A 16,276-nucleotide genomic window follows, 5' to 3' on the forward strand; every position below is an offset into this window, starting at 1 on the left:
CTTAGTTCTCCTTTTTTCCTGTTTTTGATTCCAGATTTTCAATCCCTTTGTAGAGTTTCATCATTAACCGGAAGAGTTGTGCGATCTCTTCTTCAGAGTAGACTTCAAAAAGAAAGCGCAGATCCTCTTGATATGTAGTAAATACATTTTCAAAATAGTCATTTAGTTTGCTTGTAGGGTAAATGCTGGAAGCACGTGCATCCTGCCGACAGGGGGCGATTGTAACGAATCCCTTCTTTTCCAGTGCGAGGGCAAGCTTTTTGATATTCTGTCTGGAACAGCCAAGGAGGCGTCCAAGCTGGGTGAAAGTAGGATGATCCTTCGATTGCCTTACCATAGTCAGGAGCATGAACTGCTTCAGGGACAGTTCCGGGATGGTGTTGTCAAATATGGTCTGCAGTCTGTTTTCAGCGATGAACAGCGTACTGAACAGTGCTTTGCATTGATTTTCTGTTGAATCAGAAAATTTTTGAATGAGATCATTGATTTCCATACGTCCTCCGTTGAGTGGATAGGAAGAAAATCTTATCTAAAATAGTAACTTGTTACTAATATGATAGCAACTAGTTACGTATTTGTCAATAAAGGAAAACAGAAGAATAGATTTGTTAATGATTTATTTATTCTGGAAGAACCATAGTAACTGTGCTATACTTTACGACATGAAACGGAGGGAGCATATGACAGAACGAAAGATAATCAAGGCAGGGCTGCTTGGCCTTGGAACAGTAGGAACCGGTGTCTACAAACTTGCCAAGAGACAGAAGGAAGAAATAGAGAAAAAAACAGGTGTTTCTTTGCAGATTGAGGGTATCCTTGTACATAATATTGAAAAGAAGAGAGAAGGAGTGGATCCAAGTCTTCTGACAGATAATTACAGAGATCTTACTGGAAATGAGGAAATCTCAGTTATCATTGAGGTGATGGGAGGCATTGAGCCGGCGAAAACCATTATTCTGGAGGCGATGCGCGCAGGCAAAAGCGTAGTGACAGCCAATAAGGATCTGGTAGCGGTTCACGGAGCACAGTTATATGAAACAGCGGCGGAAAACGGAGTGGATTTTCTTTTTGAGGCAGCTGTGGCAGGAGGGATTCCCATTATCCGTCCTCTCAAACAGTGTCTGGCCGGAAACGAAATATCCGATGCAGTGGGAATTGTCAACGGAACGACCAACTATATTCTCACACGCATGTTTGAAGATAATATGGAATTTCAGGAAGCCTTGGATCAGGCAACAGAGCTTGGCTATGCGGAGGCGGATCCCACAGCGGATATTCAGGGCCTGGATGCAGGAAGAAAGATAGCCATCCTTGCCTCTACAGCCTTTCACTCCAGAGTTGTGTTTGATGATGTATACACAGAAGGAATTACCAAAATCACTGCAAGAGATATCCGGTATGCAAAAGAATTTGACAGTGTTATTAAATTGCTGGGCATTGCCCGGCAGAGGGACGGACAGATTGAAGCGGCCGTGTATCCCATGTTGATTTCCAAAGATCATCCGCTTGCCACAGTAAGGGATTCTTTTAATGCAGTGTTTGTGCATGGAGATGCGGTAGATGATGTGATGTTCTACGGACGGGGAGCAGGCGAATTTCCCACAGCCAGCGCTGTCATGGGAGATGTGATCGATGTAATACGCAATATGCAGTACGGCTGCACAGGGCGGATCGGCTGTACCTGTTACCGCACAACTCCTGTGAAAAATCCGGGAGATATCAAAAATAAGTTTTTCATCCGAATGCAGGTGGTAAATAAGCCGGGTGTACTGGCTGCCATTGCAGGAGAACTGGCTACTCATAAGGTGAGCATTTCCAAGGTGGTGCAGAAGGTAATTAAAAGCGGAATGGCTGAACTTGTTATAGGAACAGAAGAGGTAAAAGAGTACCATATGGCAGATGCGCTGAATGATCTGAAAAAGCTTGATGTGGTACATGAAATCAGCAGCGTAATCCGTGAATATTAGGAAAGCATTGTTTCATGGCAAGAAGTGTGCTAGAATAAAACAAAATCATCATAGTATTTGGATGAACACAAACAAAAAAGGAAGAGCAGAGTAGGAATGTGTGCGTTAAGTGCCGGCTGGACGGGGAGTTGCCAGCGGGACGAAAAGCAAGAAGCTTGCGGTACATGTTCCGCATCCCGCTGCTACACATAGACAGAAATACCTGCTTATGGGTAGCTGAAAGGACTACTGCGAAAAGGAGGTATTTTTTATGAAAAAAACAAAAAAATTATTTGCAGATTCACTTCATGAATTTCAGGATGTCAGAAAACTTGCGGTTATGGCAATGCTGCTTGCGCTGGCGGTTGTGTTGGGATTTTATGCTACGATTCAGATTGGGGATTTTTTGAGGATTGGATTTGCATTTATCCCAAATGAATTGACGGGAATGTTGTTTGGACCGGTAGCGGGAGGATTTATGGGAGCGATCGCCGATATTGCTAAATACGCAGTAAAACCCATCGGAGCATTTTTTCCGGGATTTACGATCAGCGGCTTGCTGGCCGGCCTGATCTATGGCGTTGTGCTCTATAAAAAGCCGGTGAGCCTGAAGAGGATTATTGTGGCAAACACACTTGTGACAGTTTTTGTGAATCTGCTTTTAAATACGTACTGGCTTACGATTCTTTATGGAAATGCCTTTGCAGTACTGCTCCCGGCCAGAATTATAAAAGAAGCGATTCTGCTTCCGATAGATATTGTGTTGTTTTTTACAGTTGCCAGAGTGCTTGGAAGGACGCAGATATTTTCTGTATTTGCCAGACCAGCCAGATAAGAAAGGATGATATGATGCAGGAGCGGCTCCCTATCGGTTTTTTGTTCAAACAGATCAATAATGTATATGAAAAAGATTTTAATAACAGGCTGCGTACGCTGGGAATAACAGCCTCCCAATGTGCAGTGCTGGATTATCTGTTTCACAGCAGAAAAGAAGAGATCAACCAAAAGGATGTGGAAAAGGCATTGAGCCTGAAAAATCCTACGGTGACAGGGTTGCTGAAAAGGCTGGACGAAAAAGGATTTATACTGATCGTCCCCAGCACGAAAGATAAGCGATGTAAAAACATTTATCTGACGGAGAAGGCCTATGATATTCAGAAAAGAATGGAGGCGGACCGCAAAAAGATCGATAAAGAGCTTACGATCGGAATGACAAAAAAGGAAGTCCAGGCTTTGCAGAAGATGTTAAGCCGGGTACTGTATAATGTATCAGAACCATAGAAATATAACAAAGAAGGCGTCGGATGTTCCGATGCCTTCTTTTTGAAATTGATAAAAGTTATCAAAAAATGTATTGATAATTTGAGTAGGATATGCTATATTGTTAAAAGTAAATGATAATCAATTTCAAAATACGGAGGAATTTATGCCGATAGAAGTGGTTTCTTACCTTTTGTCAGATGGAGATGAAGTGAGGCGGATACAGTCACAGCTTGTTCTGCAGTGTGCCCCTTTCCTGAAAGGAATTAAGCTTGCAGCGATTACGAACATGGCGCCGGATGCCTGTGAAATGCTGGAGAGGATATTGGAGGGATCCGGTATTTCCTTTCGTATCCTCGCTTCCGGGAAGAAACGTTGTCTTGTATTTTTGTACCGGGAAGAAGCGTTTGCCAGATATATACGGACCGGGAAAATAAGAAGGTTTCTTTCTTCTTACGGATACAGAGGGTATATGGTAAAAGAAACGCTGGATCGTTTGTCGGAACGGATCGGCATGTACTCCAGAGAGGATATTTCCTTTCCGCATGAGATTGGAGTGTTTCTTGACTATCCGCTTCGGGATGTAGAAGGCTTCATTCAAAACGGAGGAAAGGATTATCTGTTGTCCGGGTACTGGAAAGTATATCATAATCCGGAGCGGGCAAGAAAACAGTTTCAGGCATACGACAGAGCCAGGAACGAGGCGGTAAAAGAGCTGCTGGCCGGAAAGCGATTTACGGAAATTGTGGCATGGGCGGCTTAAAATGTCAGTTTATTGATTTTTACATGATAGGAGGATGCAGGTATGAGTATTGCAGTTGTGTATTGGAGCGGAACAGGAAACACACAGGCTATGGCGGAGGCTGTCGTGAAAGGAATCGTAGAGGGAGGAGCAGAAGCGGAGCTCCTTTCAGTAGATCAGGCGGATGCGTCAGAAATTGCCAGAGGGGATGTATTTGCCCTCGGATGCCCCTCCATGGGTGCGGAAGAACTGGAAGAGTCGGAGATGGAGCCTTTCGTACAGGAATTGGAAGGGAAGGTGAGCGGAAAGAACATTCTTTTATTTGGTTCGTACGGATGGGGAGACGGAGAGTGGATGCGCACCTGGGAAGAGCGCATGAAAGCGGAAGGAGCTGTGTTGATCGGAGGATCGGGAGTGATTGCCAACGAGGCCCCGGATGAAGAGGCGCTGAATGCATGTGAAAAGGCAGGGAAAGCATTGGCGGAAGCGGCGAAATAGGATAGGAAAAGAGGATTCGGACAGAAAGGAGATTATGACATGAGTATTGTGATTATTGGCGGAAATGAACGGATGGAATGTCAATATAAGCAAATCTGTAAAAAATATAATTGCAAGGCAAAAGTATTTACGAGAATGGCAGGAAATTTAAAAACACAGATTGGGCGTCCGGATCTTATCATCCTTTTCACCTCTACGGTGGCCCATAAGATGGTACACTGTGCTCTGAAAGAGGCGGAGCGTTATGATGTACGGGTGGAGCGTTCCCACAGCAGCAGCGCAAATGCACTGGACGGCATTCTAAGAGAGTGTTGTAATTAATCTGTGAAAGGATGGAATTGCTGTTTCAAAAAGAGTATTTTCGGCAGGACAGGGAGGATTCCCTGTCCTGTTTGGACTTAAGAAATCGCTATTTCTATCTGCCGGGTTTTCCTTGAACCATGAGACGGAAACTGATATAATATTTCTATGTGGAAAAATAAGCAGAAAGAAGGATAAAAGATTGAAGAAAAAGCCGGAATTTCGGTTCGCTTTCCCGGAAGATACGGGGAAGATTTTATTTTTTATAAAGAATCTTGCCAGATATGAAAAGTTGGAAGACGAGGTGGTGGCGACAGAGGAACTTCTCAGAGAGTGGATCTTTGAAAAGAAGAAAGCAGAGGTTCTTTTTGCGTTGGAAGATGGAAAAGAAGTAGGGTTTGCTCTGTTTTTTTACAACTTTTCCACATTTCTTGGCAGAGCCGGAATCTATTTGGAAGATCTGTTTGTTCTTCCGGAATATCGCGGCAGAGGCTATGGAAAAGGGCTTCTTAGAGAGCTGGCCCGGATTGCGGTAAAGCAGAGATGCGGCCGCCTGGAATGGTCCTGCCTGGACTGGAACCGGCCAAGTATTGAGTTTTATTTATCTCTTCATGCACAGCCGATGAAGGGGTGGACAGTTTACCGCCTGACAGGTAACAGCCTGAAAAATATGGCAGGATCAGACGAGGAGGAAATGCAATGAGTTATGCGGACAAAATCTTTATTCAGATGTGCCGGGATATTATAGATAATGGGACAAGTACAGAGGGAGAAAAGGTGCGCCCGGTGTGGGAGGACGGCACCCCTGCCTATACGATTAAAAAATTCGGGGTTGTGAACCGTTACAATCTGGCGGAAGAGTTTCCGGCCCTGACACTTAGAAGGACGGCGATAAAGAGCTGTACAGATGAGCTTTTGTGGATCTGGCAGAAAAAATCAAATAATATTCATGACCTGAAGTCCCATATCTGGGACAGCTGGGCAGATGAAAGCGGATCCATCGGAAAAGCATACGGTTATCAGATGCAGGTGAAGCATCAGTACAAAGAAGGAATGATGGATCAGGTGGACCGGGTGATCTTTGATCTGAAAAATAATCCTTACAGCAGAAGGATTATGACGAATATTTATGTTCATCAGGATCTTCATGAGATGGCGCTGTATCCCTGTGCCTACAGCATGACATTTAATGTGACAAAGGAAAAAGGGAGTGAAAAGCTGACGCTCAATGGTATTTTAAATCAGAGATCCCAGGATGTCTTGGCGGCAAACAATTGGAACGTATGTCAGTATGCCGTACTGCTCCATATGCTGGCACAGGTGTGTGACATGAAAGTGGGCGAATTTGTTCATGTGATCGCCGATGCCCATATCTACGACCGCCATATTCCGATGATCGAAGAACTGATACAAAGGGAGCCGCTTCCGGCGCCGAAATTCTGGCTGAATCCGGAAGTGAAGGACTTTTATGATTTTACGCCGGACGATGTGAAACTGCTTGATTATGAGACTCATGAACAGATAAAAAATATACCGGTAGCTATATAAATTTTTCGGGAATATAAGGGAGAATAAGATGAATTTAATCGTGAATGTAGATAAAAACTGGGCGATCGGAAAGGGAAATAAACTTTTGGTAAGCATTCCCCAGGATATGAAATTCTTTCGGGAAACAACGACAGGAAAGGTTGTTGTGATGGGGCGCAAGACACTGGAGAGCTTTCCGGGAGGTCAGCCTTTGAAAAACCGGACAAATATTGTACTGACATCGGATAAAAGTTACAAGGCAGCCGGAGCTGTTTTGGTGCATTCCATGGAAGAACTTATGGAAGAGTTGAAAAAATACAGCCAGGAAGACATCTATGTCATAGGCGGAGAGAGTATTTACCGCAGTCTTCTGCCCTATTGCAGCAAGGCATATATAACAAAAACGGAACATGCCTATGATGCGGATACGTGGTTCCCTGACCTGGATGCGGATCCACAGTGGAAGATGACAAAGATCAGTGAGGAACAGACTTATTTTGATCTGGAATATTATTTCACGGTCTATGAAAGGATATCCTAAGAGCAATGAGAATATTGAATATCACAGCCCAGAAGCCGGACAGTACAGGGAGCGGTATCTACCTGTCAGAGCTTGTGAGGGAATTGGAAAAGGAAGGGCATACACAGGCGGTAATTGCCGGTGTATACCCGGAAGATGAGATCCTTCTTCCGCCGGATGTAGAACGGTTTTTTGTGTATTTTCATACAGAAGAGCTGCCTTTTGCCATTGCCGGGATGTCCGATGAGATGCCTTATGAAAGCACGGTGTATCGCACTATGACAGAAGAGATGACAGAACAGTTTATGACAGCGTTCCGAAAGAAGATCAAAGAGGCTGTCGTTAAATTTCGCCCGGATCTGATCTTGAGCCATCATCTTTATCTTGTCACAGCCATTGCAAAGGAATGTGCCGGCAGTATTCCGGTTTATGGATTCTGTCATAATACCGACTTGCGGCAAATGAGAAGCCATGGCCTGCAGAGGAGCTATATCAGAGAGCATATAGCTGCCCTTGACAGGATCTATGCCCTTCACGATGAACAGAAACAGGAAATTCTGGAGCTGTTTCCTGTGGAGGAAAGCAGGATTTATCTTTCCGGTATCGGGTATAATGCTGAAATTTTCTGTGAAGCATCATCCCGCAAGGCTTCCCCAGGGGAAGCGAGGGAGGTGAAAGAAGGTACACAGATTATTTTTGCAGGCAAAATCACACAGAGCAAGGGAGCGGCAAGTTTGATAAGAAGCATGGATTATCTGGCAAAGAAGATGCAGGAAGATCCGGCTTTGAGGGATAAGGCCGGTTCCATCAGGCTGTTCCTTGCGGGAGGAAGCGGAAACCGGGAGGAGTATGCCGGGATTCGTAAGATTGCAGAAAGATCCCCCATTCCGGTTGATTTCCTGGGGCGACTGCCGCAAAAAGAGCTGGCGGACAGATATCGGGAATCTGATGTGTTTGTCCTGCCTTCCTTTGGTGAGGGGCTGCCTCTTACTTTGATTGAAGCACTTGCATGTGGGGACAGGGCCGTAGTGACAGACCTGCCGGGGATCCGTCCCTTCCTTACCAGTTCAGTTCCCGATGCACCGGTCTTTTATGTGAAAGCGCCAAAGGCGGCGGAAAAGGGAGCGGAAAGCGGGAGACAGGATCCAAAAGAGCTGAAACAGTTTGAACAGGAGCTGGCAGATCAGATTGCAGCGGCAATCGCAGTGGGCAGACAGCCATGCCCTGATCTTTCCGAAATTTCATGGAAAGCTGTGTGTAAAAGAGTGTTATGCCCGGGAAAAGAGAGATTAGAAAACGGATAACATAAGGAGGGGTATTGTGTTTATCGATTTGCATATGCATGAGATGCGAAATTCGGGGGACAGTTATCTTACGTTGGAAGAAATCGTTGAAATTGCAAAGAAAAAAGGATTGGATGCTATATGTATCACTGACCATGATAATATGGATATTCGTTCTTTTGCAAAAGAATATTCGGCAAAAACAGGGTATCCCATCTTTGTAGGAATTGAATTTTACTCTCTTCAGGGAGATATTATCGCCTATGGGATCGAGGATTACCCAAGAGAGCGCATTAGCGCGCAGGAATTTATTGATTTTGTCAGAGAACAGGGAGGAGTCTGCTACAGCGCACATCCTTTTCGGAATAACCGGAGGGGAATGGAGGAACATCTTGATGAGGTGACAGGGCTTTCGGGAATTGAAGTGCTCAACGGAAGTACACACAGAGAGGCTTGCATGAAAGCCGCAGAATATGCGAAAAAGCTGGATCTGATTCCGGTGGGGGCCAGTGATTGCCATGTCCCGGAAAAAGTAGGAGTGTGTGCAACCTATTTTCCAATGGAAATACAGTCAGAAACAGATCTGGTCCGGGCTTTTCGCAGCGGCGGTATGAAGCCCGCTTATTATAAAGATGGAGCCTATCATATTGTGGAGATTGACGATATGGATGCATTTCCCCAGGAGGAGTGGATTTCTTCTAGGAAAAATAAAGAAAGAGGATAAATTTGCAACCTTGACAATTCCGGAAGGTATCCATTATAATATCACTAATTTACCAGATTTTATAATTTAAAATCAAAGAAAGAATTTATGGGAAAAATGCTATGACAAGGAGGAGTACATAGACACCGGATGCCAAGAGAGAAGATGGATGGTGAAAATCTTCGTGAAGGGTTTGTGGAAGTAGCCTTCGAGCAGTGGACCGAACAGAGGGAAAACATTTCCTTTTTAGTAAGCTCCAACGTATTTCCGGCGTTAGCGGAAGCAGTATCGGAGAAATTCCCGTACTGACAGAGTGCAGAGACATTGTTTCTGAATTTAGGTGGTAACACGGATGAAAGATTCGCCCTAAGCTTTTTGGCTTAGGGTTTTTCTTTGTTCGTTCCTAATAATCAAAAGGAGGTAACAGTATGAAAAAAATATCTGGAAACAAATTACTGGTAAAGGCCTTGAGAGAAGAAGGAGTGGATACAATTTTTGGCTATCCCGGAGCCTGTACAATTGATATCAGCGACGAGCTGTATAAGCAGGATTATACGAAAGTTATTTTGCCAAGACAGGAAGTGGCCCTGGTCCATGAGGCAGATGCCTATGCAAGGACAACCGGAAAAGTAGGAGTATGTCTTGTTACAAGCGGACCGGGGGCTACCAATCTGGTTACAGGGCTTGCGACTGCTAATTATGACAGTGTGCCATTGGTGTGTTTTACAGGACAGGTGGCAAAACATCTGATTGGAAACGATGCTTTTCAGGAGGTAGATATTGTAGGGATTACAAGAAGCATCACAAAATACGGAGTGACAGTCAGGAACAGAGAAGATCTTGGAAGGATTATTAGGGAAGCCTTTTATATTGCACGGACGGGGCGTCCCGGGCCGGTGCTCATTGATCTTCCTAAAGATGTGATGGGAGAACTGGGAAGTGCAGAATATCCGTCTGAAGTAAATATCAGAGGATATAAGCCAAATACTCATGTACACATCGGGCAGCTTAAGCGGGCGATTAAAATGCTTGGCAAAGCAAAGAATCCGCTGTTCCTTGCGGGAGGAGGCGTTAATATCGCCCATGCACAGGAACTGTTTACGAAACTCGTGGAGAAGACAAATGTTCCTGTTGTAACAACCGTTATGGGGCGCGGAGCGGTTCCTACAGATCATCCGCTTTTTATCGGAAACCTTGGTATGCATGGGGCGTACGCAGCAAATATGGCGGTAAACAACTGTGATCTTTTGTTTTCCATTGGTACCAGATTCAATGACCGCATTACCGGGAAACTGCATTCTTTTGCACCTTGCGCGAAGATCGTCCATATTGATATTGATACCTCTGCTATTTCAAGAAATGTGCAGGTCGATGTGCCGATTGTTGCCGATGCTCATGAAGCAATTGAAAAAATGCTGGAATATGTGGAAGTCTGCGAGACAAAAAGCTGGCTGGAGCAGATTGCTGATTGGAAGGCAGAGCATCCTCTCGTGATGAAGAAACGCCCGATCATGACTCCTAAAGATATTATTGATGAAATCAATGAAAGTTTTGAGGAAGCCATTGTCGTGACAGACGTAGGGCAGCATCAGATGTTTACGGCACAGTTCCTGGAACTGAAACCGGGAAAGCAGCTTATCATGTCCGGCGGACTTGGTACAATGGGATATGGCCTGCCGGGGGCTATCGGCGCCAAGATTGGAAATCCGGATAAGCCGGTTATCTCCATTTCCGGAGATGGGGGAATGCAGATGAATATACAGGAGCTTGCCACAGCAGTGCTGGAGGAGCTTCCGATCATCAGCTGCATTTTCAATAATAGCGTACTTGGGATGGTACGTCAGTGGCAGAAGCTCTTTTACGGCAAACGGTATTCTATGACCTGCCTGCGGTCAGGAGCAGCCTGCAGAGGTAAATGCGGCGAGGTAGAGTGTCCTCCTTATACGCCTGACTTTGTGAAACTGGCGGAAAGCTATGGAGCAAAAGGCATCCGTGTAACGAAAAAGGAAGAGATAAAACCGGCCTTTGAAGAGGCAAAGAAGAGCAAAGTGCCTGTTGTGATTGAATTTCTGATCGATCCGGAAGATCTGGTATATCCTATGATCCAGCCGGGCGGAACATTGGAAGATATGATCATGGATTGCTAAGAGAAAGGAGAGAAAAGAATGAACAGTACAATGAAAAAAAGATGGATATCCCTGTATGTGGAGAACCAGGTAGGCGTTCTCTCCAAAATTTCCGGACTTTTTTCCGGGAAATCTTATAACCTTGACAGCCTTACTGTCGGGACAACAGAAGATCCGACGGTGTCCCGTATGACGATTGCCACAGTCAGCGATGATGAGACATTTGAACAGATCAAAAAGCAGCTGAACCGTCTGGTAGAAGTGATCAAGGTCATTGATTTTACCGATATTTTTGTACGTATGAAGGAAATCCTTTATATTAAAGTAAAAAACTGTACTTCTGAGGATAAGATCGAGGCCTTTCAGATTGCAGAGACTTTCAAGGCAAAAGTCATTGACTACGGAAAAGACAGCCTTCTTTTAGAGTTCGTCCAGACCGCGACAAAGAATGACGCAGTTATCAAACTGATGAAGGAAGAATTTAAGAGTATTGAAGTAGTGCGGGGTGGAAGCGTAGGAATCGAATCCATCAGTATGATGGAGCGCTAAGTTACTATTCACAGCTGATAATATGCCCGGCAAAAAAACAGAGTGCACTCTTGAATTTTGTATATGACAGTATTATAATGAAAAAAGATTAATAAAAGAAGGAACGGAGGAATTATCCATGGAAAAGAAAAATATTGACTGGTCAAATCTGGGATTTGCCTATATGCAGACAGATATGCGATATGTCTCCAACTATAAGGACGGGGCATGGGACGAAGGGGCTTTAACCTCCGATGCAAATATTGTACTGAATGAGTGTGCCTGCGTGCTTCAGTATGCACAGACATGTTTTGAAGGCTTGAAGGCATACACGACAGAGGATGGACATATTGTAACATTTCGTCCGGATCTGAATGCCAAGAGAATGGCTGATTCCGCAGCACGTCTGGAGATGCCGGTATTTCCGGAAGATCGTTTTGTGGAGGCGGTTCATAAAGTAGTGGAAGCCAATGCAGCATACGTTCCGCCGTATGGTTCCGGGGCAACGTTATATATTCGTCCATATATGTTCGGATCCAATGCGGTCATCGGCGTAAAGCCGGCAGACGAATACCAGTTCCGCGTATTTACTACTCCGGTAGGACCATATTTCAAGGGAGGCGCAAAACCGATCACCATCCGCGTATGCGATTACGACCGTGCAGCGCCTCATGGAACCGGACATGTAAAGGCAGGACTGAACTATGCTATGAGCCTTTATGCTATTGTTGACGCACATCAGAAAGGCTATGATGAAAACATGTATCTGGATGCAGCTACAAGGACTAAGGTGGAAGAAACAGGCGGAGCTAACTTTATCTTTATTACAAAAGATAATACGGTAGTTACACCTAAGTCCGGCACAATTCTGCCGTCCATCACAAGACGTTCTCTTCTCTATGTAGCGGAGAAATATCTGGGACTTAAGACAGAAGAAAGAGAAGTTTATCTGGATGAGGTAAAAGATTTTGCAGAATGCGGTCTGTGCGGAACGGCAGCAGTTATTTCCCCGGTAGGAAAGATTGTGGATCACGATAAAGAGATCTGCTTCCCAAGCGGAATGGAAAAGATGGGACCGACCATCCAGAAGCTTTACGATACACTCACCGGAATCCAGATGGGGCATATCGAAGCTCCGGAAGGCTGGATCCATACAATCTGCTAATGGAAAGCTATACCGGATTCGCGGAAGTCTATGATACATTTATGGATAATGTTCCCTACAGGGAGTGGGCGCAGTATATAAGAAAGCTTCTGGAAAGAGAAGAAATTGACAGTGGTCTTGTTCTGGATCTTGGATGCGGTACCGGAAGCATGACGGAAGAATTGGCATCATACGGTTATGATATGATCGGTGTGGACAACTCTGAAGAAATGCTTGAGATTGCCATGAATAAGAAGGAAAAGAGCGGCCATGACATCCTCTACCTTCTCCAGGACATGCGCCAGTTTGAACTGTACGGGACCGTAAAGGCTATTGTCAGTGTCTGTGACTGTATCAATTACATAACAGAGGAAGATGAGCTGGAGCAGATTTTCAGATTAGTCAACAATTATCTGGATCCCGGAGGAATTTTTATCTTTGATTTCAATACAGAGTATAAATACAAAGAGATTCTTAGGGATGAGACGATTGCGGAAGAGCGGGAAGAGTGCAGCTTTATCTGGGAAAACTATTATGATGAAGCAGAAGGACTGAATGAATATGCACTGACTTTGTTTGTGCAGGAGAAGGGCGATCTTTACCGGAAATATCAGGAAATTCATCTGCAAAGAGCGTATACTCTGGAAGAGATGAAGGCACGGATCGAAAAAAGCGGTATGAAGTTCGTGGCTGCCTATGACTCCTACACGGAGCAGGCACCTACCAAAGAAAGCGAAAGAATATGTATGATGGCAAGAGAGTGCGGAAAATAGGCCGCACTCTTTTTGTCTGTGGTCCTACTTGTAAAGAAAGACAAAACATATTACAATAAAAGGTAATGTACAGAAAAAAGAAAAGAAAGGAATTTCAATAGATGACAGATTATATCGTAAGAGCAACAGCGGCGGAAGGGCAGATCCGTGCCTTTGCGGCAGTAACCAAAGATACAGTGGAGGAAGCAAGAAGAAGGCATGGAACAAGCCCGGTGGCAACGGCGGCGCTTGGAAGGCTTTTGACGGCGGGAGCCATCATGGGAAGTATGATGAAAAACGATACAGATATGCTGACCCTTCAGATCAGAGGGGACGGGCCGCTGGGAGGGATTACTGTAACAGCCGACAGCCATGCCAATGTCAAAGGATATGTGCTGAATCCGGATGTAATGCTGCCGCCCAAAAACGGTAAGCTTGACGTAGCGGGAGCAGTAGGGATCGGTCTTTTGACAGTCATCAAGGATATGGGGTTAAAGGAGCCTTATTCCGGGCAGACCATCCTTGTGACAAGTGAGATTGCAGAGGACCTGACCTATTATTTTGCTAATTCAGAGCAGGTCCCTTCCTCTGTCGGACTGGGTGTTCTTATGGATAAAGACAATACAGTAAAATGCGCGGGAGGATTCATTATCCAGCTTATGCCTTTTGCAGAGAACAAGACCATAGACCAGCTGGAGGAAAATCTGAAAAAGGTGACTTCAGTTACAAAGCTTCTGGATGCCGGATATACACCGCAGCAGCTTCTGGAGGAACTGCTGGGAGGTATGGGACTGGAGATCACAGATACGATGCCTGCCAGATTTTACTGCAACTGCTCTAAGGAAAGAGTGGAGCAGGCAGTTGTCAGCATCGGCAAGAAAGATATAGAAGAGATGATAAAGGAAGGCAAAGATATTGAGGTGAAGTGTCATTTCTGTAATACAGCCTACAAATATACTATAGACGAACTGAAAGAAATCCTGAAGCGGAGCAAATAGTGCCTGGGGAAAGATAGGAGGATAAGAACGTGAAACATGGTTTTGTGAAAGTGGCAGCCGCAAGCTGCGATATCCGTGTTGCGGATGTGGATTACAATACAGAGCAGATCTGCCGGATGATCGATGAAACTACAGAGGCCGGAGCCAAGGTTGTTGTGTTTCCGGAGCTTTGTATTACCGGATATACGTGTGGAGACCTGTTTACTCAGGATGTTCTTCTTAAGAGAGCAAGAAAAGCCCTCTGGAAGATTGCGGATTACACGAAAGAGAAGGATGCGCTGGTCTTTGTAGGCGTGCCTTTGGCGGTAGAAGGAGAGCTTTACAATACGGCGGCGGCTCTGAACAGAGGAAAAATCCTGGGGCTGACTACAAAGACATTTCTCCCTAATTATGGAGAGTTTTACGAGATGCGCCAGTTCAGAGAGGGACCAAGAGAGGTGCGTGAAATTGAATTTGGAGGAGAAAAGATTCCTTTTGGACCGCAGATACTCTTTGTGTCCGGGCAGATGGAAGATCTGATCGTATCGGCGGAAATCTGTGAAGATGTGTGGTCTCCGGTACCGCCCAGCATACAGGCGGCAAGAGAGGGGGCAACTATCATTGTCAACTGCTCTGCCAGCGATGAGACCATCGGGAAAGCCGCATACAGGAAAAGTTTGATCGAAGGACAGTCTGCCCGTCTCATTGCCGGATACGTATATGCAAATGCCGGGGAGGGGGAATCTACGACAGATCTTGTTTTTGGCGGGCACAATATGATAGCGGAGAACGGAACGACGCTGGCGGAAGGGGAGAGATTCCGAAACGGCGCCATCTATTCTGAGATTGATATTCAGCGTGTGATAAGCGAGCGGAGAAAGAACACCACTTTCCAGACAGAAAAGACGAGGAAACTGGTGCGTGTTCCTTTTCAGGTGGAGATGACAGATACATTTCTGACAAGAGAATTTCCTTCCCGTCCCTTTGTGCCGGATTCCTCCGAAGAAAGGGAGAAGCGCTGTGAGGAAATTCTGATGATCCAGGCTATGGGGCTGAAGAAAAGACTTGCCCATACGCATGCTCAGAGTGCGGTTGTGGGCATTTCAGGCGGTCTGGATTCTACTTTGGCGCTGCTTGTGACAGCAAAAGCTTTTGATATGCTGAAAATGGACCGAAAAAGGATCATTGCGGTGACAATGCCCTGCTTTGGGACAACGGACCGAACATACAGCAACGCCTGTACCATGGCGGTAAGGCTGGGCGCCCAGTTGAGAGAGGTACAACTGGCCGAGTCAGTGACCATGCATTTTCGGGATATTGGTCATGATATGAATGATCACAGCGTCACTTACGAAAATGCGCAGGCGAGAGAGAGGACCCAGGTTCTGATGGATATTTCCAATCAGGAAAATGGAATGGTGATCGGAACCGGAGATATGTCTGAGCTGGCACTTGGCTGGGCCACCTATAACGGAGATCACATGTCCATGTATGGGGTGAATGCTTCCGTGCCAAAGACGCTGGTGCGTCATCTGGTACGCTATTACGCAGATACATTGGAGGATAAAGAACTCCAGGCCGTACTCTATGATGTGCTGGATACGCCGGTGAGCCCGGAGCTTCTGCCGCCGGAAGACGGACAGATCGCGCAGAAGACAGAGGATCTGGTGGGTCCTTATGAGCTTCACGATTTCTTCTTGTATTATTTCCTGCGTTTCGGATACGAACCGGATAAGATCTACCGGATCGCCCGTCTGGCTTTTGAAGGAGAATATGAAAAAGAAACAATTTATAAATGGCTGGAGACATTTTGCAGAAGGTTCTTTACCCAGCAGTTTAAACGATCCTGCCTGCCGGACGGACCGAAGGTAGGAACCGTTGCGCTCTCACCGAGAGGAGACTGGAGGATGCCAAGCGATGCCTGTGCATCAGTCTGGCTGAAGAATCTGGAACAGTGATGGGAAGGAGAC

General features: G+C 45.5%; 18 protein-coding genes, 1 riboswitch and 1 other annotated feature. Of the genes, 17 read left to right on the forward strand and 1 reads right to left on the reverse strand.

The features are described 5' to 3' along the window. Position 1 precedes the first annotated feature (1 nt). Positions 2-493, reverse strand: a complete 492-nt coding sequence (locus WJ238_RS07855) for a MarR family winged helix-turn-helix transcriptional regulator (protein WP_316270652.1) — start codon at positions 491-493, stop codon at positions 2-4. A 187-nt stretch (positions 494-680) separates the two neighbouring features. On the opposite strand from WJ238_RS07855, the gene WJ238_RS07860 reads away from it, so the two are divergent. From WJ238_RS07860 to WJ238_RS07940, 17 genes are all read left to right on the forward strand, one after another. Then, on the forward strand, positions 681-1,967 hold the full coding sequence (locus tag WJ238_RS07860; protein ID WP_230106502.1) for a homoserine dehydrogenase: 1,287 nt from the start codon (positions 681-683) through the stop codon (positions 1,965-1,967). A gap of 84 nt (positions 1,968-2,051) precedes the next feature. Beyond that, a riboswitch (THF riboswitch) is annotated at positions 2,052-2,151 on the forward strand. 66 nt (positions 2,152-2,217) lie between these two features. Continuing rightward, on the forward strand, positions 2,218-2,781 hold the full coding sequence (locus tag WJ238_RS07865) for a folate family ECF transporter S component (RefSeq protein WP_230106501.1): 564 nt from the start codon (positions 2,218-2,220) through the stop codon (positions 2,779-2,781). Positions 2,782-2,795: 14 nt separating this feature from the next. Beyond that, complete coding sequence (locus tag WJ238_RS07870; RefSeq protein WP_230107526.1) at positions 2,796-3,227, forward strand: MarR family winged helix-turn-helix transcriptional regulator; 432 nt, start codon at positions 2,796-2,798, stop codon at positions 3,225-3,227. Between the two features lie 145 nt (positions 3,228-3,372). Next, positions 3,373-3,969: a DUF3793 family protein gene (locus WJ238_RS07875; RefSeq protein WP_337606624.1), complete on the forward strand. Its 597-nt coding sequence runs from the start codon at positions 3,373-3,375 to the stop codon at positions 3,967-3,969. Positions 3,970-4,011: 42 nt separating this feature from the next. After that, on the forward strand, positions 4,012-4,446 hold the full coding sequence (locus tag WJ238_RS07880) for a flavodoxin (protein ID WP_230106499.1): 435 nt from the start codon (positions 4,012-4,014) through the stop codon (positions 4,444-4,446). A gap of 39 nt (positions 4,447-4,485) precedes the next feature. After that, positions 4,486-4,767 carry a DUF2325 domain-containing protein gene (locus tag WJ238_RS07885; protein ID WP_230106498.1) on the forward strand — a complete coding sequence of 94 codons (282 nt, stop codon included), beginning with the start codon at positions 4,486-4,488 and terminating at the stop codon, positions 4,765-4,767. Positions 4,768-4,948: 181 nt separating this feature from the next. After that, complete coding sequence (locus WJ238_RS07890) at positions 4,949-5,449, forward strand: GNAT family N-acetyltransferase (protein WP_256195363.1); 501 nt, start codon at positions 4,949-4,951, stop codon at positions 5,447-5,449. Then, the gene (gene thyA / locus WJ238_RS07895) at positions 5,446-6,294 is read left to right on the forward strand and encodes a thymidylate synthase (RefSeq protein WP_256195365.1); all 849 of its coding nucleotides are present in this window, start codon (positions 5,446-5,448) and stop codon (positions 6,292-6,294) included. Before WJ238_RS07890 ends, thyA begins: the two co-directional genes overlap by 4 nt. Positions 6,295-6,322: 28 nt before the next feature. After that, positions 6,323-6,814: a dihydrofolate reductase gene (locus WJ238_RS07900; RefSeq protein WP_230106495.1), complete on the forward strand. Its 492-nt coding sequence runs from the start codon at positions 6,323-6,325 to the stop codon at positions 6,812-6,814. 5 nt (positions 6,815-6,819) lie between these two features. Continuing rightward, positions 6,820-8,097 carry a glycosyltransferase family 4 protein gene (locus WJ238_RS07905; protein WP_256195369.1) on the forward strand — a complete coding sequence of 426 codons (1,278 nt, stop codon included), beginning with the start codon at positions 6,820-6,822 and terminating at the stop codon, positions 8,095-8,097. Positions 8,098-8,113: 16 nt separating this feature from the next. Next, complete coding sequence (locus WJ238_RS07910; RefSeq protein ID WP_230106493.1) at positions 8,114-8,800, forward strand: PHP domain-containing protein; 687 nt, start codon at positions 8,114-8,116, stop codon at positions 8,798-8,800. A gap of 92 nt (positions 8,801-8,892) precedes the next feature. After that, positions 8,893-9,151 (forward strand) — a binding site (T-box leader). A 56-nt stretch (positions 9,152-9,207) separates the two neighbouring features. Beyond that, positions 9,208-10,926 (forward strand): biosynthetic-type acetolactate synthase large subunit, encoded by a 1,719-nt coding sequence (gene ilvB, locus WJ238_RS07915; protein WP_230106492.1) that lies wholly within the window; start codon positions 9,208-9,210, stop codon positions 10,924-10,926. 18 nt (positions 10,927-10,944) lie between these two features. Then, a complete protein-coding gene (ilvN, locus tag WJ238_RS07920) occupies positions 10,945-11,454 on the forward strand; it encodes an acetolactate synthase small subunit (RefSeq protein ID WP_230106491.1) in 510 nt (169 codons plus the stop codon). Between the two features lie 91 nt (positions 11,455-11,545). Beyond that, positions 11,546-12,598 carry a branched-chain amino acid aminotransferase gene (locus tag WJ238_RS07925; RefSeq protein WP_256195400.1) on the forward strand — a complete coding sequence of 351 codons (1,053 nt, stop codon included), beginning with the start codon at positions 11,546-11,548 and terminating at the stop codon, positions 12,596-12,598. Further along, positions 12,598-13,350, forward strand: coding sequence for a class I SAM-dependent DNA methyltransferase (locus WJ238_RS07930; RefSeq protein WP_316266789.1), 753 nt, complete (start codon positions 12,598-12,600; stop codon positions 13,348-13,350). Before WJ238_RS07925 ends, WJ238_RS07930 begins: the two co-directional genes overlap by 1 nt. Before the next feature lie 101 nt (positions 13,351-13,451). Further along, the gene (gene hslO / locus WJ238_RS07935; RefSeq protein WP_337606626.1) at positions 13,452-14,327 is read left to right on the forward strand and encodes an Hsp33 family molecular chaperone HslO; all 876 of its coding nucleotides are present in this window, start codon (positions 13,452-13,454) and stop codon (positions 14,325-14,327) included. Between the two features lie 29 nt (positions 14,328-14,356). Continuing rightward, positions 14,357-16,264 carry an NAD(+) synthase gene (locus WJ238_RS07940; RefSeq protein ID WP_230106487.1) on the forward strand — a complete coding sequence of 636 codons (1,908 nt, stop codon included), beginning with the start codon at positions 14,357-14,359 and terminating at the stop codon, positions 16,262-16,264. Positions 16,265-16,276 lie beyond the last annotated feature (12 nt).

This window comes from Claveliimonas sp. (assembly GCF_037273965.1).
Lineage (GTDB): Bacteria > Bacillota > Clostridia > Lachnospirales > Lachnospiraceae > Claveliimonas > Claveliimonas bilis.